Consider the following 19,818-nt stretch of genomic DNA (forward strand, 5'->3'; position numbering starts at 1 on the left):
GATCATTCCTTCTTGCTCGGCATGGGGTCGGTCAGCTCGGTGAGCACTGCGGTGCGTTCCTTGATCTGCTCGCGGAGTTCGATCTTACGGTTGAGTTGTGGTTCGGTGCGCAGCTTCTTGTTCAGTGCGGCGATCTCACGCTCGAGCTTGCGGGCGCGGCCCAGTCTTTCGGTTGCCTGTGACACCGTCTCGCCGACGCGCGTCGTGACCGGTAGTAGCGATGCGAGTATCGCCTCGTATAGTCCCGGCAGATTGAGCGCCGTGGGTAGAGGTCGGCGGGGCGCATCAGAGGGTTGCCAGTCGGTCGTAAAGTACGGTCCGATCTTTGGCACTTTGCCGTCGAGCGCCTTCTGGGCCGCGACCGTGCGCAGACGGTCGTTACTAGCGACTTCGAAGATGATCGGGAAGTGCACAGATCTGTCGATGGCGGTCAGCACGTCGTCGGAGACGTTCTCGCCCTTGGTCTCGACGGTGAATATCTGAATCTCAGGCACCGCGGTCGTGCCGCGCAGGCGGATGGTGTCGTCGGCGAGTTTGTAGGCCCAGGTGATGCGCTGAATGTCATTTATGAATTTCTCGCGCAGCGCGGTACGGACGTTGCCATGCTCGTAGAACTTTGTCTTCGGGACGGTGCGACCGAACGCGGCGTTCGCGGGCCAGCGGTATAGGACCGGGGCGGTTTCGGCAGTTTCGACCGCTGGTGAGGCGTCAATCATTGGTGGGCTCCTCGACGATGGCGAGGAAGGCGGTCAGCTCGAAATCATCGAGCCCGGCGATGGTCTGCGCGAGCGCAGTCGTGTGGCCGGGACTGAACAGGCTATCGACATCGCGCTCATCGGTGAGGTCGATCATCGAGCGGATCGCATCGGTGAGCAAGCGACTATACGTGCCCATTTCGGCCCCGTCGCGAGTGGCAGCGTTGAAAACGCGGCACACCTCCCATGCGGGCTCGTCACGGTTCCGGCATCCGGCGCGGATCAGGTCGAGCAGGTGCTTGACCTCGGTGTGATCGGCGATCACCTGTCCGTCGTCGTCGAGGTAGACGAGGTAGTACGGGTGCAGCCTGTTGCCACGGTTGAGATCCTGGTCGGCGTTGATGTTGCGCAGCACGAAGATCTCGCCGGGCTTGAGCCCCTTTTCGGGCTGGGCGGGGACGACCGCGTGCAGTCCCTTCGGGGTGCCGGCCAGGTCGCCGTACTCCTTAAGGTAGCCGAGCAGGTCCATGCGGAAGTCGTTCAGGCCGAGGTCGGTGATCGACACTCCGGTGCGAACGTCTTCGAGTTCGATTACCTCGTCCTGAAGCTTGCGGAGCTGCTCCTTGCGGAATGCGGCATCGCTGGCCTCGGGGTCGAGAATGTTGTCGTCGCCTGTTCCGCCGAGGTTGGCGGCGACCATGCGATTCTCGACGCGCTCCTTGAGGTTGATGTATTCGTCCAGCGAGATGTCTGGCCAGAAGTTCACAAGCTGGATGCGCTCGTTGGTCGAGCCGATGCGATCGATTCGGCCAAATCGCTGGATGATCCGCACGGGGTTCCAGTGGATGTCGTAATTGACCAGGAAGTCGCAGTCTTGGAGGTTCTGGCCCTCACTGATGCAGTCGGTGCCGACTAGTAGGTCGATCTCCGAGGTCTCCTGCGGCATCACCAGGTGGCGCTGCTTCGACTGCGGGGAAAACAGGGTGAGGATCTGCTGGAAGCTGTATCCCTTGCCGACCGTCGTCGACGGGTTGCCCTGGCCGGTGACGAGGGCGCTGTGGTAGCCGTGCCGCTTCAGCGCTGGGGCGAGGTTCTTGTAGAGGTACTCGGCCGTGTCGGCGAACGCGGAAAAGATCAGAACCTTGCGGTTGCCGGGGTTCAGTGGCTGCTGGAACTTGGCGTCGAGCCGCTCGAGCAGCGCGCGAAGCTTGGAATCGCGCTCGGGGGTGACGCCGCTGACCGTGCCCAGCAGGTTCTGGATCACCGCGCCGTCGTGGGCGAGGTCGCGGCTCCACGACTCGACATCCATGTCGGCCAGGTCGATCTGCACCTTCCGGCCGACCGTGCCGCTGGTCGGGAACTCGAAGTCGTCATCGTCGGCGTCGATGTCGGTGAACGCGGAGGCAAAGTCGGCAATGTTCGCGGCGTGGTTGTCGACAGCCTCGACCGCGTCGGCGATCGTGTGCTCCAGCCGGTTCAGGGTCAGGCGGAACGCCTCGATGCTGCTCTCCAGCCGCTTGAGCAGGTTAACTGTCATGAGCTTGCGGATTCCCTGCTCGCGGTTTGCCGCGCCAAGGTTCGCGTTCTCTCCGCCCATGTAGTTCTGGCCGGCACCTGCCCCGTAGATCTGCTCGTACTTGTCTCGGCGACTTTCGAACACGTACGCCAGCGGCGTGTAGACCGCCAGGGTCAGGAGCTGGAGCTGTTCGAAGATCTCGTTGAATGTCGGGGCGCTAGCCAGGTCGGTCAGCGGCGGGCGCAGGGATTCCGGCTTCATCCGCTCTGGGAACGCGCCAATGTCGGTGGTGTCGTAGAACGCCTGGATATGTTTGCGCGAGCGGGCGATGGTCACGGCATCGAGCAACTCGAAGAAGTCGAAGTCCAGCTGGGCGAGGATGGCGTCAGTTGTGCGCTGCTCCGGCGTTAGGGCGGACCACTCGTTGAAGACGCGCTGGGCTTGCCGGAACACCTCCTCGATCGACTGGATGTTGAGTTTCGTGGCGAGCTGCGTCGAATCCCCCTCGTAGGCGAGGGCCAGCTGATTGCGCAGATCGTTGAAGCGGTTGTTGACCGGGGTCGCGGAGAGCATCAACACCTTTGTCTTCACGCCCGCACGGATGACCTTGCGCATCAGCCGCTGGTAGCGGGTCTCCCGCTGGGCGATGATGTCGGCATTGCGGAAGTTGTGAGATTCGTCGATCACGACCAGGTCGTAGTTGCCCCAGTTGATCAGGTCAAGCCGCTTGCCCAGGGACTCACCACTGTCGCGCGACAGGTCGGTGTGGGCGAGGACGTCGTAATTGAAGCGGTCTTTCGTGAAGATGTTGGTTGTGTAGTTCGAGTTGTAGTTTGTCCAGTTTTCAGTGAGCTTCTTCGGCGCCAGTACGAGTACGGTCTTGTTGCGCAGCTCGTAATACTTGATCACCGCCAGCGCTGTGAACGTCTTCCCGAGCCCCACACTGTCGGCGAGGACGCAACCGTTGTAGGTCTCCAACTTGTTGATCACGCCGGTCGCAGCGTCTTTCTGGAAGTTGTAGAGCGCCTTCCAAACCTCGGTGCCCTGGTATCCGGTGCGGTCGTTCGGCAGCACGTCCTCGCTGATGTCTTCGAGGAACTCGTTGAAGAGGTTGTAGAGGATCAGGAAGTACACCCGCTGTGGGGAGTTCTCGGCATACACGCTCGCGATGTGCTCTCGGACCGCCTCGGTCACGTCGTCGAGTTGGTCTGGGTTGTGCCAGATCTGGTCGAAGAGCTGCATGTATTGGCGCGTTGCCAGCTTGTCGTCGATCTTGTGTACCATGTTCGACACCGCGGGGCCGCGCTCAAACCCGAGGTCGGCGGTCGTGAAGCCGTGGAGGGGCGCGTAGGCGGCGGTGTCATCGACCACAGCGAACGACTGCATCGGCGCGCCTGTGTGGTTCGAGCGGAACGTGACCTTCTGCCGCACCCACTCAGCGCATTCACGTGCGATGGCCCGTTGGGTCAGCTTGTTGCGCAGCCGAATCTCGAACTCTGTGCCGTACAGTGCGGCATCCTGGCTCTTGTCGTTCGGGATAAAGAACTGCCGTCTTTCCTGCGCGGGCTTGTCGGTCGCCTTCGTCGTTGTGAACGACGGCGCGGTGAAGATGAACTCAAGCTCCTTGATCGACTGAAGCTCACGCCTCAGTGCTTCGAATGCGAAGATCGAGAACGTGCTCGCCGCGATACGCAGCTTGGAGCCAGGCTTGATCGACGCCTTTAGATCGTCGCCGAAGAACTCATTGAGGTTGTCGATGATGCGCACTCAGGCGCCACCATCGTTCGGCCTGGAACCAGGTGACGCTCCGCCTCTACGTACCCGGTTGTCGACAACCTCGCTGGTCTTGAACTTCGGGACGTTGAAGAGGGGCCGGGCGGCCTGCGGCCGCTTGTCGTGATCGGTCGTGTAGTGGATTTTCGAGCCGCTTGCCTCGAACACGACGGGGAACCGGCCGTCCACCGTCGATGCCCTCGGCCGAACCTCAGGCGGCAAGTGCAGGCACACATGGCCGCGGGCCGTTCCACTCGGGGGCAACGTCCTACCCACCGGCTTGAGGTCGTCTGTCACCTAGCCATCGCCCCCAGCATCGTTGTTGAGCGTCAAGAGCATCTTCCATTATGGGTGCGACAGCGCCAATCGCCCAGGCCACTCCGGCACAGGCCAGGGCGCTCCGCCTGACCAACGCTGGCGACGAGGTGAAACGCCGAAGCCGTCGGTCGTCCGCTCGCCCCCTCGGCGCAAGCGGGGCCGAGTTGGTGGCGTGCGATCTGCTCCTGGGCTGCTCGGTAGATCTCGGCGATACGTGCTTCCAGTTCGGCCTCGGGCGGCAACGCGGACCAGTACCCGGCGACGACGAAGCCGGCCTTGTGCATCTCGGTTCGTTGTGCCCACAGATTTGTCGTGGCGACGCAGGGTTCTGAAGACGACCAGTCGGTTCCTACTGTTCTCCTACTTGTGAACGGCCTGGGCGGTGCTTCATCAACTAGCCCTGGTTACGTTGTGTGACGCAATGTGGGGTACAGGCCAGGTCGGGCGTCGGTGCTGTTGAGCGTGTCCGCCCAACAAGCCCATGGCCCGCCAGCGGGATGCTGGCGGGCCATGATCTTTGCGCTCAGACGGCCTGTAGGCGACCTGGGAGAGTAGCCTGAACGGCGTTTCCGCTGGTCAGGCCGCTCTATAGGCTCGCAGGATCACACGTCGTAGTACATGCCGAACTCGTACGGGTGCGGGCGCAGGCGCAGCGGGTCGATCTCGTGCTCGCGCTTGAACGCGATCCAGGTCTCGATCACGTCCGGGGTGAACACGCCACCCTCGAGCAGGTAGTCGTGGTCGGCCTCGAGCGCGTCGAGGACCTCGCCCAGCGACGCGGGCACCTGCTGGACCTCCTTGGCCTCCTCCGGGGGAAGCTCGTAGAGGTCCTTGTCGATCGGGGCCGGGGGCTCGATCTTGTTCTTCACGCCGTCGAGGCCCGCCATGACCATGGCCGCGAAGGCCAGGTACGGGTTGCCGGACGAGTCCGGGCAGCGGAACTCGACGCGCTTGGCCTTGGCGTTGTTGCCCGTGATCGGGATACGCACGCAGGCCGAGCGGTTGCGCTGGGAGTAGACCAGGCTGACCGGGGCTTCGTAGCCGGGCACCAGGCGGTGGTAGGAGTTCACCGTGGGGTTGGTGAACGCCAGCAGCGACGGCGCGTGGGCCAGGATGCCGCCGATGTAGTGGCGGGCGGTGTCGGACAGGCCCGCGTAGCCGGACTCGTCGTAGAACAGCGGCTCGCCGTCCTTCCACAGCGACTGGTGGGTGTGCATACCCGAGCCGTTGTCGCCGAAGAGGGGCTTCGGCATGAAGGTGGCCGACCTGTCGGCCTCCCACGCCGTGTTCTTGATGAGGTATTTGAACAACTGCAGGTCGTCCGCGGCGTGCAGCAGCGTGTTGAACCGGTAGTTGATCTCAGACTGGCCCGCGGTGCCCACCTCGTGGTGCGCGCGCTCGACGGTGAAGCCCGCGTCCTGCATGTTCAGGACCATCTTGTCGCGCAGGTCGGCGAAGTGGTCGACCGGCGGCACGGGGAAGTAGCCGCCCTTGAAGCGGGTCTTGTAGCCCTTGTTGTTGCCGCCCTCTTCGGCGCCGCTGTTCCACCAGCCCTCGACCGAGTCGATCTCGTGGAACGAGCCGTTCTCCGTGTAGTCGAAGCGGATCGAGTCGAAGATGTAGAACTCCGCCTCGGCGCCGAAGAACGCGGTGTCGGCGATGCCGGACTCGGTGATGTACTGCTCCGCCTTGCGCGCGATGTTGCGCGGGTCGCGGGAGTACGCCTCCTTGGTGAACGGGTCGTGCACGAAGAAGTTGAGGATCAGCGTCTTCTCGGTGCGGAACGGGTCCAGGCGGGCCGTGTACGGGTCGGGCAGCAGCAGCATGTCCGACTCGTGGATCGACTGGAAGCCGCGCACCGACGAGCCGTCGAACGCGAGGCCCTCGGTGAAGGCGTCCTCGTCGAACGCGGAAGCGGGGACGGTGAAGTGCTGCATCACGCCGGGCAGGTCGCAGAACCGCACATCGACGAACTTCACTTCTTCTTCTGCGATGAAGCGCAGGACCTCGTCGGGAGAGTTGAACACGCTCGTTGACTCCTTCGTATTCTCCGCCGGTCCAATCCCGGCACATCGCGCGAGCGGGCAACCGTCCCTGCCTGCGATCACGGCCGCAGTGCCGTGCCCGCTCTGCGTGATGACGCTAAGAGGGTGGTGTTGCCCGACCATCACCGAGATGTTTCGCCGATGTTAACGACGGCCGGTTTTGCTCAAGAGGATGCCAGGAGCGGGCACGGATGGCACTTCGTCCTACGCTGGTGGGGTGAGCAGATGGACTGGTTCGTGGTTGTCCGGCCCAAGCGCGGCCATTTCGCCCACTGACGGTGAGATCCGGTGGCGGGGTGACCGCCTCGGCCTGCCCGAGCGCGGCTCCGGCTCGGTCGCCTCACCCGCGATCCGGCTGGGCGCGCTGTTGATCGATCTGGTCTTGGCCTCGCTGGTGACGTCCCTTTTCGTGCGCAGGGACTTCGACGACCCGGCGACGATGTGGACCTTCAACCTGTGGGCCATGGGGGTGTGGTTCGTGATCTCCGCGGTGGGGGTGTCGCTGGCCGGATTCACTCCCGGCAAGGCCGTCCTCGGGATGCGGGTGATGCGGATGGATGGGTCGGCGTTGGTGGGTCCGTTGCGGGGGATCGCTCGGACGGCGTTGGTGGGTGTGATCTTGCCCGCAGCCATCAATGACAAGGATGGTCGTGGGTTGCACGACCGGCTTCTGGGGACGCTGGTTCTGCGTACTCGCTGATCCGCGTTCGGGCGGTTTGGTGCCTCTTGGGTCGGCCCCTTGCGATTTGTGGGTGCTTGAAGGGCCGTTAGCTCTGTTCGCCCAGGTGGATGGCGTCGGCTACGTGGGTGAATCCGACTTGGCGGTAGACCTGTTCCGCGCCGTCGTCGCCTGGGGTCAGCCAGGCCAGGGTGACGCCTGCTCGCTCGGCGGCGGCGCGCACGGCGTACGCGGTCACCAGTGTCGCCAGGCCTTTGCGGCGGTGTTCCGCGGCGGTGGCGATACCCGCGATCTCTGCCACCCCGTCGGCGACCCCGGTCCACGACGCCACTGCGACAGGCTTGCCGTCCAAACGGGCAAGGACTGTCCCCCCGTCTTCCGCGCGGCCGGGCTCGCCGCTGACACCTGGCTCGCCAGGTGCGCCGAACGCGACATGGGCGACGGCGTTGGCGGCGGTCGCGTCGCCCGCGGTGGTGACGCGTTGGATGGTGACGCCGTGGGGTATCTCGGGAACGGTCACGCCTGCCGGGTCGACGGTCATCAGCGGTATCCGGGCGGTCACCTTCAGACCCGCGGCGATCAGGAGTTCGGACGCGCCGGGGCTGGCCTGTTCGATGAGTTCGAACCGGAGCAGGCCCGGTGGGAAAGCGGTCCGGAGCATGTCCACGCTGTCGGCAAGGTCGGTCACCCGGTTGCCGGGCTCGGTCGCCACGGCGTAGGAGGCCATGGGGTGGCCGCCCTCGGTGAGCATGCCGGTGAACGGCCCTGCCGGGATGACAGTCTTGGACCGAGCCAGCCCGTCGCGTTGGGCGGTGGCGATTCGCACGGCCAGGAGATCGGTTTCAAGCACGGACGGAACGTAGTCCGCCGCTGACAGCGCCGCCCCCGATTTATTCGATCGGGGGCGGCGGCAAAGCAGGCTCTAACGGCGGCGGAGGGTTCGCTGCACGCTGCGCATCTTGGCGCCGGGGGGCATTGGGCCCTTCGGCATGGCCGCGCCGCGGTTGGCGATGGCGGCGAGGCGCTTCTCGACGGTGTCCATCTCGGCCGGGCGCAGGTTGTTGGGCAGCTTCATCAGGTGCCGCTGCAGGTTGCGCAGCTGCACCTGGCCCTCTTCGTTGCCGACGATCACGTCGTAGATCGGGGTCTCGCCGACGATGCGGGCGATGCGCTTCTTCTCCTGGGCGAGCAGGTTCTTCACCCGGTGCGGCGCGCCCTCGGCGACCAGGATGACGCCGGGCCTGCCGATCACCCGGTGGACCGCGTCGAGCTGCGTGGTGCCCGCGACGGTCGGGGTGACCCGCCAGCGGCCGCGCAGGTTCTCCAGCGCCCACGCCGCGGCGCCGGGTTGGCCGTCCGCCTTCGCGTAGACGTTCTTCTGGACCCGCCTGCCGAAGATGATCACCGCGGCCAACGCGCCGAGGGCGATGCCCACCGGCAGCAGGAACCACTCGATCCCGAGCAGCAGCCCGATGCCGAATACGACGCCGGTCACCACCAGGAGGGCGCCCAGCATCCAGGGGATGAGGGCCTTGTCCTCCTTGCGCTGCATGTTGAACGCCTGGAAGAGCTGTCCGCGCTTCGCCTTCGACGCAGCCTTGCGCGCCTTCTTGGCTTCCTTGGCGGCCGCCTTGTCCTGCTTGTCAGCCATAACCACCAGGATACGGTGCGTGGTCCCGCGTCCGTCGGGTGCGCTCTCTGTCAGGATGGTCGACATGGCCGGCGCACCTGATCCGCTCGCCGGGCTCGACCCGGACCAACTCGCCGCGGTGACCGCCCCGCGCGGGCCCGTGTGCGTCCTCGCGGGCGCCGGGACCGGCAAGACCCGGACCATCGTCAGCCGCATCGGCCACCTCATCCACGCCGGGCACGTCAGCGCCGGGCAGGTTCTGGCGGTCACGTTCACCGCGCGGGCCGCGGGGGAGATGCGTACCCGGCTGCGCGCGCTCGACATCCACGCGGCGCAGGCCCGGACCTTCCACGCCGCCGCCCTGCGCCAGCTGCGCTACTTCTGGCCGCGCGTCGTCGGCGGCGAGCAGTGGGAGCTGATCGACGGCAAGCTGCGCCTGGTCGGGCAGGTGGCGAACAAGCTCGGCATAGGCACGGAGCGGGAGACCCTGCGCGACCTGGCGAGCGAGATCGAGTGGGCGAAGGCGTCGCTGATCGCGCCCGCGGACTACCCGGCCGCCGTCGCGCGCTTCCGCCGCGAGACACCGGCGCCCGCGGAGAAGGTCGCAGAGGTCTACACCGGCTATGAGGCGCTGAAGAACCGCGCCCACCAACTCGACTTCGACGACCTGCTGCTGCACACCGCCGCCGCCCTGGAGGAGCACTCCGCGGTGGCCGAGGAGTTCCGCGACCGCTACCGCTGCTTTGTGGTCGACGAGTACCAGGACGTCACCCCGTTGCAGCAGCGCGTCCTCGACGCCTGGCTGGGCCGCCGCGACGACCTCACCGTCGTCGGCGACGCGAACCAGACGATCTACTCCTTCGCAGGTGCCTCGGCCCGCCCGTTGCTCGACTTCACCCGCCGGTTTCCCGAGGCGACGGTCGTGCGCCTAGAGCGTGACTATCGCTCGACACCGGAAGTGGTGTCCTTGGCGAACAGGGTCATCTCCGCCGCGCGCGACCGGCCAGCCGGGTCGCGACTGCGGCTGATCGGCCAGCGTAAGCCGGGGCCCGACCCGGTGTTCGTCGAGTACGACGACGAGCCCGGGGAGGCGACCGCCGTCGCCGGACGGATCAAGGACCTCATCGACCAGGGCGTCGCCCTCAGCGAGATCGCCGTGCTCTTCCGGATCAACGCGCAGTCGGAGGTCTACGAGCAGGCGCTGACGGAGCTGGGCATCCCGTATCTGGTGCGCGGCGGCGAGCGGTTCTTCAACCGGCAGGAGATCCGGCAGGCGACGGCCACGCTGCGCACCGCGGCGGTGCAGTCGCCGACCGGCGAGCTGCCCAAACTCGTGCGGAGCCTGCTCGAACCGCTCGGCCTCACCGCTGACCCGCCCAGCGGCGGCGCGGCGCGGGAACGCTGGGAGTCGCTGCTGGCCCTGGTGGAGCTGGCCGAGGAACTCGCCGCGACGGTCGCCGACGCCGACCTCGCGCGCTATGTCCACGAGCTTGACCTGCGCGCCCAGGCCCAGCACCCGCCGACCGTGGAGGGCGTGACCCTGGCGTCGCTGCACTCGGCCAAGGGCCTGGAATGGGACGCGGTGTTCCTGGTCGGCCTGGTCGACGGCACGCTGCCGATCCAGCACGCCGACGGCAACGAGGCGCAGATCGAGGAGGAGCGCAGGCTTCTCTATGTGGGTGTCACCCGAGCCCGTGAGCATCTGTCGCTCACCTGGGCGCTCGCGCGCGCCGAAGGCGGCAAGCGCTACCGCAGGCGCAGCCGCTTCCTCTATGGCCTGATCCCGGAGAACCATCCGACCGCCCGGGTCGCTGCTTCCGCGACCCGCAGGCGTGATCGCGGGATGCCGATGATCCGGCACTGCCGGGTCTGCGGTGACGAGCTGGCGGGCACGATGGCGTTCAAGCTCGGCCGCTGCGAGACGTGTCCGGTCGATCTCGACCATGGCCTGCTCGAACGGCTGCGGCAGTGGCGGCTGGAGCGCTCCAAGGCGCTGCGCGTGCCGGTCTACGTCATTTTCACCGATGCCACACTTCTGGCGATCGCCGAACAGCGTCCGGCGGATCGGGCCGCGCTCGTGTCGATTTCCGGTGTGGGAGCGGTCAAACTGGACAAATTCGGGCAAGAGGTGCTCTCGTTGGTCGCTAACGCCACCCGTTCGAGCGGTATGTGACCGGCGTCACGCGAAGTTCTGGAAAATCGGTTGCGGGGCCTCCCGCAACCTGAATAACCTGCAATAGCGGGCCACGAAGTGGCCCGAAGATTCGGACCTGGGACAGACGGAGGAGGTGGCCATCGTGAAGATCTTCATGACGAACGCGAACCCCGGCTACCTGCCGTTCCCGGGGAGTTCTGTGTCGCCGTCCTGGGGGCCGGCGCGCGAAGCGATTCACGTCCAGCGTGAGCGCCTCGCCGTGTGCACCGCTACCGCCAAGGCGGCCATCGCCGGCAGCAAGCACGCCCGCACTCTCGATGTCGACGTTCCGACCAATCCGTCCGCCACCTCGGGTGGGGTGACTTGACCAGGCGTCAAGTAACCCCAGGCTCCCGAGGCCGCGGACTCCGATACCGGAATCCGCGGCCTTTTTCTTTGCCCTACATCGGCTTCACCAGGCCACCAGACTGAAATCAGGAGATTTCAAGCCATGAGTACCGCCACTGTTCCGCTCACCGGCGGAGCATTCACCGACCTTCTCGGACCTCCCGGTTCCGGTGTCAGCGAGCTGCTGGACGCGGCTCCGTCGGCCGGACTGGACCTTCCTTGCCGGTCCGCCGACAACCCCGACCTGTGGTTCGGCGACACCCCCAACGAGCTCGAGCGCGCCAAGCTGCTCTGCGGCGACTGCCCGGTGCGCGCGGCCTGCCTGGCCTCGGCGCTCGCGCGGCACGAGCCGTGGGGCGTCTGGGGTGGGGAGATCTTCGAGCGCGGCGTCGTGATCGCGCGCAAGCGGCCCCGTGGTCGCCCGCGCAAGGAAGACGTCGCACGAGATGCCGCCGAGCGCGCGGCCCACACCCAGGATGAGGTTGCCGCATGAACGCCCAGCTCAAAGACCCCATGTACACGTTCAAGCCCGAAGGACCCACGCAAATGTTGATCTATGAAAATCTCGCTCGATCTCGAACGCGAGAGGCGGAACAGGTTGCGTACACGCACCGCCTGGCCCGCCGGATGCACACCGCCAAGCGCTGGGAACGAGTCTCGAACTGGGCGGCCAAGCGCGCCCACCGCGTCACGTCCTCGCTCTAGGCCCTACCTGGATGCCCGCCACCGCGCCCGCGGTGGCGGGCATCCGCCGTTTCAGGCTTCGAGGACCGCGACCATCGCGAGCCCGACGACCGTGCCGTCCGATCAGCGCCGTCCCGGTGAACTGGGTGCGACCGGTCGCGGCCAGCGCGCTCTTGGCCACGGTGTCCACGCCGCGACGGGGACGGTCGATCATCGGACCGATCTCGTCGAACGGCACGTTGAACATGTCGTGCAGGACGAACCGAGCCGCTCGGCGGACACCAGCGTGTCGAGCACGACGAGCAATGCCAGGTCGACCGAGTCGGCCAGATCGGGGCGCGCAGCCAGGTTTTCCCGAACGGCGTCCTCGGCCACGTTCCTGGGTTGGGGTTTCGGCCAAGCAGATCACCTGCGGCGAAACACAAGGGAAACTTTGTGGAAATCCAACAGTGGGTCCCGCCGGTTAGCGTTGGGGCCCCTTGGATCGCAACCGGCCGGTGAGGCAGACGGTGGCCCAGAGCACCTTCGATGGACGCGGCAAGCGCAGACGCCGGGCGGAAGTCGGCCGCACCGGCGCACGGTTCGGCCCCGTCGGCGCGTGGCGGGAGGAGTCGGAGCCGGTCGACCCGCTGTTCGTCGAGCCGGACCCGGAATCGCCGGTCGGTCTGACCGGCGCGCGGTTCGGCGGTGGGCGGGCGAAGTCCAAGCGCCCGGCCCCGGAGCCGCCGCCCGACCTGACCGGCTTCGATGCCGATCCCGAACCCCTTGTCGAGCCCCTTGGCGAACCCGAGCCCGAGCCGATCGCCGAGGAGTTCCTCGATTGGGTGCACCGGCCTGAGTCGCACTCGCTGGTCCGGCCCTACGCGTGGACCGGCGGTCGCACCCGTGCAGGCACCCAGCTGGCGATCGAGGCGATCGTGCAGACCGCGGGCCCGGCGCCGACCTGGGAGTCGCGGACGATCACCGACCTGTGCACCACCCCGCGGTCGGTCGCCGAGGTCGCCGCGCTGCTGTCGGTGCCGCTAGGGGTGGCCCGGGTACTGATCGGGGACCTCGCCGACCAGGGCGTTCTTGTCGTTGAACGGGTCGCCGGGACCGTGCCGGACCTGGAGATCCTCGGCCGCGTTCTGGCAGGTCTGCACAACCTCTGACCGTGGTGCCCCAAGGGGACCGTGACGATAGCCGACCACGGTTGCCCGCTATCCGTACGATCACACGGCGGGTGATCAACCCTTTGAATTTCGGGGAGGCGGACTAGTGCACACGCACGATGGAATCGACTGGACCAGCAGGCTTGTCGCGATGCGGCGGACCGACGAGATCGAAGCCGAGGTCAATTCCTGGCTCGCTGACCGCTTGGTCGATGACCTTCCGGATGGCGCGACCGTCATCGACGTCGGATCCGGCTCCGGTGGCATGAGCGCGGCGTTCGCGGCGGCACTCGCGGTCCGCGGTGGCGGCCGGGTCGTGCTGGTCGACGCCGTCCCCGAGCTGCAGGCAGCGGCGAGTGACGCCGTCGCGGCGGTCGCGGGGGACAAGGTCGAACTCGTCGCCGTGCTCGCCGACGCCGCCGACCCGACCCTCGCCGACCAGGTCCCCGCGGGTGACCTGGTGTGGGCCTCGCGGGTCGTGCACCACCTGCCCGACGAGCGCCAGGGTGTCGCGGGGTTGGTCCGGCTGCTGAACCCGGGCGGCAGTCTCGCGCTCGCCGAGGGCGGACTCAGCACCCGGTGCCTTCCCTGGGACGTCGGCGTGGGTGAGCCCGGGCTGCAGGACCGTATCGCCGCCGCGCAGACGTCGTGGTTCGCGGAGATGCGCGCGGGGATCGAGGGCGTCGTCCGGATGCCGTTCGGCTGGAACCGCGCGCTGGCCGAGGCGGGCCTCACCGACGTGAGCGCGTTCAGCTACCTGGTGGACCTGCCCGCCCCGGCCTCGCCCGCGGTGCGCGAGTCGGTCGCCGACTGGCTGGCCTGGATGGCCAGGGTCGGCGAGGACCGCCTCTCGGAGTCCGATCTTGACGCCCTTGCCCGGCTGATGGACCCGAACGACCCCGACTGGGTGGGCGGGCGCGACGACGTCTTCGTGCTCAGCGCGAACACCATTCACCACGGCAGGCTGGCGTAGCGTCAGGTGTCATGACCGCCGAATCCGCCGCGACGTGCTCGCTCTGCGGGAAGTCGCGCGCCGACGCGTCGCCCGTCGAGGCGCTGGCCTGGTCGTCGGAGACCGACGACCGTGGCACGCGCTGGCTGTGCCCGGCGTGCGCGCGCACCCACGTGCGCGACATCGAGGGCAAGCTGCCCGCCGAGTACTGGTGATCAGTTCGGGTCGGCGAAGCCGGGCTGCCAGCGGGAGATGATCTCGCGCATGCCGACCTCGGCGTCGAGCTGGCACAGGATGCCCGTCGCGCCCGCGGTGACGCGCTGGACCAGCAGGTACTGCGGCGGCAGGTTGAGCGAGCGCCCGGTTTTGAAGTCCTGGCCGCGCAGGTCGCCGACCCGCTCGGCCTGGCGCTGCATCCAGCGTCGCGTGAAGTGGAACTTCTCGACCGCGGCGGGCTCGGCGAACGGGGCAAGGTAGGCGAGAACGTCCTCGGCTTCGATCTTCATTCCGGGCCGGACGAACCCCTCGTCGCGCATCAGCTGCAGGAGCCGGTCGGAGTTCCCCTCAAGGGAGAGCCGGGTCATCATCCCCAGCGGCCTGGGCAGGCCGTCGGGCAGCCGGGCGACGGCGCCGAAATCGATGACGCAGAGCCTGCCGTCCGGGGTGATCATGAAGTTGCCGGGATGCGGGTCGGAGTGGAGCAGCCCGGCCCGCGCCGGTGAGGAGAAGTGGAACTCGCAGAGCAGCTGCCCGGCGTGGTCGCGTTCGGCCTTCTCGCCGTTGCGGATGATCTTGGACAGCGGCTTGCCGTCGACCCACTCGGTGACCGTGACCTTGGGGGCGCTCGCCACGACCTTCGGGACCAACACCCTGCTGTCGCCGTCGAACGCCTTGGCGAACACGCGCTGGTTGTCGGCCTCGGCGCGGTAGTCGAGCTCCTCGGCCATCCGGTCGGACAGCTCGCGCAGCAGCGGCTTGACCTCCAGACCCGGCACGAACGGCTGGAACAGCCTGCTGAACCGCTGCAGCTGCCGCAGATCGGAGAGCAGCGCCTCATCGGCGCCCGGGTACTGGACCTTGACCGCGACAACCCGGCCGTCATGCCAGGTCGCCTTGTGCACCTGCCCGATGCTGGCCGCGGCCGCGGGCTCGTCGTTGAAGTCGGCGAACCTGTCGGCCCACCCGCGACCCAACTGCTGGGCGAGGACGCGGTGCGTCGCCGCCTTCGTCATCGGGGGCGCCGCCGACTGCAGCTTGGTGAGGGCCTCGCGGTACGGCTCCGCCATCTCGTCGGGCACCGCCGCCTCGAACACCGACAGCGCCTGGCCGAACTTCATCGCGCCACCTTTGAGCTGCCCCAAGACGGCGAAGAGCTGCTCAGCTGTGCGCGCGGACAACTCGGCGCTGACCTCGTCGGCACTCTGCCCGGCGAGCCGCTTCCCCCAGCCGCCGACAGCTCGCCCGGCCACCCCGAGGGGAATGCTGGCCAGCCGTGCGGTGCGCGCGGCAGTCTTGCGTGGCATCTCGGTCACGCCCCGATTGTCCCTTGTTATGGGGCCGCGGCGCAGCTGATTGCGGTATGGGCAACTCCGCGTCGCCCCACCTGACCGCGCCGCCGTGCCGCAGGGCGCGGAGCCACCCAGAATCTGAGTGGCGGCCAGGCCCGCGGTTCGGTTGTCGTGTTGATCCGTACTGACTCCGCGCGGAGTGGCGCTCGGACCTTGTCAGTCCGGGCCAGGTTCACCACGCCACCCCCTTTCGCCATCGCACAAGTTTCCCCGGGAGAGGTGGCCCCTCCGTCCGTTCTGCGCGTTTTGCCGCGTCGCGGTGGTGTGCGTCGACATACTTCGCACGTCGATGAACTGAACGGGAAACGCATGGCTGACGTGGAGATTCGTCTGTTGGGGCCGGTCGAGGTCCGGATCGGGGGGCAGGTGGTCGCGCTGCCCAGCGAACGGCGGCGGTCGCTGTTGTGCGCGCTCGCGTTGGCCCCCGGTCGGCCGGTGTCGGTGGACGCGTTGACCGAGGCCGTGTGGGGAGTCCAGACGCCCGCGCGGGTGCGGGGCAGCCTGCAGACGCATGTGATGCGTCTGCGGCAGGTACTGGGCGCGGAGGTGATCACCACTACCGGGAACGGGTACCGCCTCGACGTCGAGCCCGACCGAGTCGACGTGTCCCGTTTCCTGGGCCTGCTCGACCGGTCCGCCGCGGCGCGGGACGCGGCGTCCAAGGTGGCGCTGCTGACCACGGCCATCGACCTGTGGCGCGGGGATCCCCTCGACGGTGTCAGTTCGGCCGCGCTGCGTGAGAGTCACCTTCACCAGTTGACAGAGCGGTATCTCGGCGCCGTGGAGCGGCGGATTGACATCGAGTTGGCTGAGGGTGTCATCGGCGACGCAGTCCGCGAGCTGCGGGATCTCTTGTCTCGACACCCGCTGCGGGAGCCGTTGTGGGAACGCCTGATTCGAGTGCTGGCCAGTTCCGGCCGCGGCGCCGAGGCGCTCCTCGCGTATGCCGAGTGCAGGCAGTCGCTCGCCGACGAGCTGGGTGTCGAGCCGGGGGCGGGAATGCGGGCACTGCACGCCGAGCTGCTCGCCACCGACCAGCAGGCCTCGCGGCCAAGGCGAACCAATCCGCCGCGGCAGGAACTGCCTGGTGACGTTAGCCATTTCACCGGACGTGCTGACGAACTGCGCCAAGTGCTGGACGCCGCGACGGTCGACGCGGCCTCGACGGTGGTGATCTCCGCGATCGACGGCATGGCGGGCGTGGGGAAGACGACCTTGGCCATCCGCGCGGCGCGCGAGCTGGCGGGCAGCTATCCGGACGGGCAGCTCTGGGTGGATCTCGATGCCCACACGCCCGGGCAGACGCCGCTGAGCCCGGTCGCTGCCCTGGGCCGGTTGCTGCGGGCCGCTGGTGTACCGGGCGATCAACTGCCGGACGGGCTCGATGAGCGGGTTGGCCTTTGGCGGTCCACGACAGCGGGCCGAAAGATGCTGCTGGTGCTGGACAACGCCCTGGACAGCGATCAGGTTCGGCCGCTGCTTCCGGGAGCGTCGGGGTGTCTGGTGCTGGTGACCAGCAGGCGGCGGATGCTCGAACTCGACTGCTCGCAGGTCCTGTCCCTCGATGTGCTGCCGGACGACGACGCTGTTGCCCTGTTCACCCGTGTCGTCGGCGACGGCCGACCCGCGGTCGAGCAGGCGGCGGTCAGGAAGGTGATCCGGTTGTGCGGATATCTTCCCCTGGCGATTCGACTCGCCGCCGCCCGACTCCGTCATCGTCCTGGCTGGACGGTCGCTCACCTGGCTGAACGCCTGGTCGACCACAGCCACCGGTTGTCCGAACTGCGCTCCGACAACCGGGACCTCACGGCCGTGCTGGAACTGTCCAACCTGCATCTCGACGATGACACTCGACGGACGTTTCGGCTGCTGAGCGTGCACCCGGGCACGGAGTTCGACGCCCACGCCGCGGCAGCCCTGGCAGGCATCGCGCCGAGGTCGGCCGACGACCACCTGCAGCGTCTTGTCGATGTTCACCTGGTCAGGGAAAGCGGTCAAGGCCGCTACCGGATGCACGACCTGATTCGGGCATACGCACGACAGCTGGCAGTCGATGGCGAAGAACAGCGCTCGGCGCTTGGCAGGCTCATCGCCTACCACGAAACGGCGGCGGCGATGGCCATGGATGTGCTCATGCCGGAGGAACGTCACCGCAGGCCCACTGTGACACAGCCCGCTGAGTCAGCGCTGACGTTTCCCGATCACTGCGCCGCCTCGGCCTGGCTCGAAGCCGAACGGCCGAACCTGCTCACGGTGGCACTCAGCGCGGCGGACAGCGACAGGCCGGACCACACGGCGCGGATGACCGCGATCGTGTGGCGCCACCTGAGTCTGGCCAGCCGCAACGACGAGGCCGCTGTCCTCTACAGCCGCGCGCTCGACGTGGCTCGTGAGCGCTGCGACGACACCGGCCAGGTCCAGGCACTGACCTGCCTCGCGGAGCTGTCCTGGCGCACAGGCAAGTTCAGGGAAGGCGTTGACCTCGGCACTCGCGCGCTCGACCTGGCGAGGGTCGTTGGCGACCGCGGTGGCGAATGTACGGCGCTCAACAGTCTGGCGGTTCTCCATCAGCACCTGAGTGAGTTCGACGCGGCGATGACCCACGCGCGGGCAGCGATCGCTGCTGCTCGCCGCAACGGCGACCTGTTGGCGCTCAGGCGTAGGAGGCGTACTTCTGGCCGCAGCCGATTCCTTCGACGCACAACCAGAGCCAGACCTTCGTGCCGTTGACGATGCCGTCGAACTTGATCGCGCACTCGCCCCCGTAGCTGTCGGTGACGGTTCGGTGGATACGTGAGCCGCTCTTCCAGTACTCCAGGTGAGTGGTCAACTTCCGGCCGTCCGCCTTACCGTCGCAGGCGCTGATGAACTCGGGCTCCTGCTGAAAGAAGCTGCCTGCTCCGCGGTAGGTGCCGTTGTAGGAGCAACCAACAGTCAAGTCGCCCGAGCCCCAGTCCGGGAGGCAGTCAAGGCTGGCCGCGGAGGCCGCAGGCGCGACGAACACCATGCCTGCCGTCATCGTGAGCATGGCGATCAAGCCGCCGAAGAGTGAACGAATACGCACTGTTCCACTTTCTGAAGTCAGGGTCGTCACCCGCGCTGGGCGACCGTTGTCGACCGAAGCGAACTCTGGTCCGCTGTCGTGGCGCTGTCGTGGCGCTGACGCCCGGGAAAGCGTGCCGCGTCACGGCGCTCAAGCGACGGGGGAAGCGACCGTGCGACTCCGCGTGGTTTCCCTCACCGTGTCACTTCGTCGCCCCTCCGCAGGCGCACCGCGGGTGCGGGGGCCACGGGCGGTGGACGATCGTGGCGTCGACCGGGTCGAGTTCGAGGCTTCGGGTCCACACGGTGGGCGGGACTGGACCGGGAGCGGCCAACCACCGCAGCGCGGCGAGGACTTGGGCCGCCGCCAGGCCCGCGGTGGTGTGCACGGCGGCGAGGTCGGCGAGCTGTGGTCGGCCCGCGAGCTGCGACGCGACCATCGGCCAGCATGGGTCGCGGTCCGTTCGGTGGAGATCTGCGCAGGTCAGGCAGGCTGTGACCGCGGGGACGACCAGCGGGCCCACGATGCCGATGCCGTCGCGGACGCGGATCGGGAGGTGGGGGACACCCTGTTCGACCAGCTGCGCCACGACCGCCGGGTCGGGGACCAGGGCGTCGGTCAGCAACGCGAGGTCGGGCTGGGCGCGGGTGTCGCGCACTCTCGGGTCGACCCGCTCGATCGCGTCGCGGGCCGCCGCCGCGCGCTCGCGGCCGACGTCCTCGGGGGTGAATCCCGCGCCGACATCCTCGGGTTGGACTTGGCCGCGCGCCTCGACCCGGACCGCGCCGATGCCCGCGGCGGCAAGCATGCACGCCGTCGCCACGGCGAGCCTGCCGTCGCCGTGCACCGACACCGTGGCCTCCGCGCGGGCACTCGGGTGGCTGACCGCGCGGTGGACCGTGGCCGCGGTCAGGTCTCCGGCGAGCCTGCGGGGGAGCGGGACACTCGGGCCTGCGGCGTCCTCGACGAGACCGCGGTCGGCCAGCCCGGTGATCAGATCGCGCAGTTGATCACGGTGTCGTGGGCCGACGCGGTCGAGCAACTCCGCTGTCGTGCGGGCTCCGGTGAGGTTCGCCGCAGCGTCGGCGATTCTGGTGGGCAAGCCCGCGACGATCATGGCGCGGCGTGGATCAAGGCCGATCTGGATCTCGTCGGCGCGTCTGCGCAGGACAGCGAGGCCGGGGCGGAGCCGAGGGCGGTCGGGGTAGCTGAGGTGGATCAT

Annotated in this window: 18 protein-coding genes; 9 read left to right on the forward strand and 9 right to left on the reverse strand. The window is 67.7% G+C overall.

Annotation, left to right across the window (positions count from 1 at the left end):
* Positions 1–2: 2 nt before the first annotated feature.
* From GPZ80_RS30300 to glnA, 3 genes are all read right to left on the reverse strand, one after another.
* The gene (locus GPZ80_RS30300) at positions 3–716 is read right to left on the reverse strand and encodes a DUF4391 domain-containing protein (protein WP_187224536.1); all 714 of its coding nucleotides are present in this window, start codon (positions 714–716) and stop codon (positions 3–5) included.
* Positions 709–3,978: a helicase-related protein gene (locus GPZ80_RS30305; RefSeq protein WP_187224537.1), complete on the reverse strand. Its 3,270-nt coding sequence runs from the start codon at positions 3,976–3,978 to the stop codon at positions 709–711. The genes GPZ80_RS30300 and GPZ80_RS30305 overlap by 8 nt, the downstream gene beginning before the upstream one ends.
* A gap of 926 nt (positions 3,979–4,904) precedes the next feature.
* Positions 4,905–6,329 (reverse strand): type I glutamate--ammonia ligase, encoded by a 1,425-nt coding sequence (gene glnA, locus GPZ80_RS30310; protein ID WP_187224538.1) that lies wholly within the window; start codon positions 6,327–6,329, stop codon positions 4,905–4,907.
* Between the two features lie 235 nt (positions 6,330–6,564).
* On the opposite strand from glnA, the gene GPZ80_RS30315 reads away from it, so the two are divergent.
* Entirely contained in the window at positions 6,565–7,047 is a 483-nt protein-coding gene (locus GPZ80_RS30315; RefSeq protein ID WP_187224539.1) for an RDD family protein, read from the forward strand.
* A 67-nt stretch (positions 7,048–7,114) separates the two neighbouring features.
* Here the strand turns inward: GPZ80_RS30315 and GPZ80_RS33905 are convergent, their stop codons facing one another.
* Together GPZ80_RS33905 and GPZ80_RS30325 are read right to left on the reverse strand one after the other, a co-directional pair.
* Positions 7,115–7,876 (reverse strand): GNAT family N-acetyltransferase, encoded by a 762-nt coding sequence (locus GPZ80_RS33905; RefSeq protein WP_187224540.1) that lies wholly within the window; start codon positions 7,874–7,876, stop codon positions 7,115–7,117.
* Positions 7,877–7,948: 72 nt separating this feature from the next.
* Positions 7,949–8,677, reverse strand: coding sequence for a DUF4191 domain-containing protein (locus GPZ80_RS30325; protein WP_187224541.1), 729 nt, complete (start codon positions 8,675–8,677; stop codon positions 7,949–7,951).
* A gap of 64 nt (positions 8,678–8,741) precedes the next feature.
* Between GPZ80_RS30325 and GPZ80_RS30330 the strand changes: the two genes are divergently transcribed.
* The 4 genes from GPZ80_RS30330 to GPZ80_RS30345 all read left to right on the forward strand — a co-directional run bounded on the left by GPZ80_RS30330 (position 8,742) and on the right by GPZ80_RS30345 (position 11,903).
* Positions 8,742–10,829: an ATP-dependent DNA helicase UvrD2 gene (locus GPZ80_RS30330; RefSeq protein ID WP_187224542.1), complete on the forward strand. Its 2,088-nt coding sequence runs from the start codon at positions 8,742–8,744 to the stop codon at positions 10,827–10,829.
* A 124-nt stretch (positions 10,830–10,953) separates the two neighbouring features.
* On the forward strand, positions 10,954–11,178 hold the full coding sequence (locus tag GPZ80_RS30335; RefSeq protein ID WP_187224543.1) for a hypothetical protein: 225 nt from the start codon (positions 10,954–10,956) through the stop codon (positions 11,176–11,178).
* 123 nt (positions 11,179–11,301) lie between these two features.
* Positions 11,302–11,691: a WhiB family transcriptional regulator gene (locus GPZ80_RS30340; protein ID WP_246477637.1), complete on the forward strand. Its 390-nt coding sequence runs from the start codon at positions 11,302–11,304 to the stop codon at positions 11,689–11,691.
* The gene (locus GPZ80_RS30345) at positions 11,688–11,903 is read left to right on the forward strand and encodes a hypothetical protein (protein ID WP_187224544.1); all 216 of its coding nucleotides are present in this window, start codon (positions 11,688–11,690) and stop codon (positions 11,901–11,903) included. Before GPZ80_RS30340 ends, GPZ80_RS30345 begins: the two co-directional genes overlap by 4 nt.
* Here the strand turns inward: GPZ80_RS30345 and GPZ80_RS34150 are convergent.
* Entirely contained in the window at positions 11,887–12,129 is a 243-nt protein-coding gene (locus tag GPZ80_RS34150; protein WP_376771792.1) for a hypothetical protein, read from the reverse strand. The two genes, GPZ80_RS30345 and GPZ80_RS34150, sit on opposite strands and share 17 nt — an antisense overlap.
* 250 nt (positions 12,130–12,379) lie before the next feature.
* Between GPZ80_RS34150 and GPZ80_RS30355 the strand changes: the two genes are divergently transcribed.
* The 3 genes from GPZ80_RS30355 to GPZ80_RS30365 all read left to right on the forward strand — a co-directional run bounded on the left by GPZ80_RS30355 (position 12,380) and on the right by GPZ80_RS30365 (position 14,200).
* Entirely contained in the window at positions 12,380–13,033 is a 654-nt protein-coding gene (locus GPZ80_RS30355) for a DUF742 domain-containing protein (protein WP_312880659.1), read from the forward strand.
* Between the two features lie 106 nt (positions 13,034–13,139).
* Entirely contained in the window at positions 13,140–14,006 is an 867-nt protein-coding gene (locus tag GPZ80_RS30360; protein ID WP_312880660.1) for a class I SAM-dependent methyltransferase, read from the forward strand.
* A gap of 11 nt (positions 14,007–14,017) precedes the next feature.
* Complete coding sequence (locus GPZ80_RS30365) at positions 14,018–14,200, forward strand: hypothetical protein (protein ID WP_187224545.1); 183 nt, start codon at positions 14,018–14,020, stop codon at positions 14,198–14,200.
* Here the strand turns inward: GPZ80_RS30365 and GPZ80_RS30370 are convergent, their stop codons facing one another.
* Positions 14,201–15,508, reverse strand: coding sequence for an ABC1 kinase family protein (locus GPZ80_RS30370; protein WP_187224555.1), 1,308 nt, complete (start codon positions 15,506–15,508; stop codon positions 14,201–14,203). It lies immediately after the preceding gene.
* 354 nt (positions 15,509–15,862) lie between these two features.
* On the opposite strand from GPZ80_RS30370, the gene GPZ80_RS30375 reads away from it, so the two are divergent.
* A complete protein-coding gene (locus tag GPZ80_RS30375; RefSeq protein WP_187224546.1) occupies positions 15,863–18,283 on the forward strand; it encodes an AfsR/SARP family transcriptional regulator in 2,421 nt (806 codons plus the stop codon).
* Here GPZ80_RS30375 and GPZ80_RS30380 read toward each other — a convergent pair.
* Positions 18,207–18,617, reverse strand: coding sequence for a hypothetical protein (locus GPZ80_RS30380; RefSeq protein WP_187224547.1), 411 nt, complete (start codon positions 18,615–18,617; stop codon positions 18,207–18,209). The two genes, GPZ80_RS30375 and GPZ80_RS30380, sit on opposite strands and share 77 nt — an antisense overlap.
* Positions 18,618–18,798: 181 nt before the next feature.
* Positions 18,799–19,818 (reverse strand): ThiF family adenylyltransferase, encoded by a 1,020-nt coding sequence (locus GPZ80_RS30385; RefSeq protein WP_187224556.1) that lies wholly within the window; start codon positions 19,816–19,818, stop codon positions 18,799–18,801.

The organism is Actinokineospora xionganensis (assembly GCF_014323725.1).
GTDB classification, from domain to species: domain Bacteria; phylum Actinomycetota; class Actinomycetes; order Mycobacteriales; family Pseudonocardiaceae; genus Actinokineospora; species Actinokineospora xionganensis.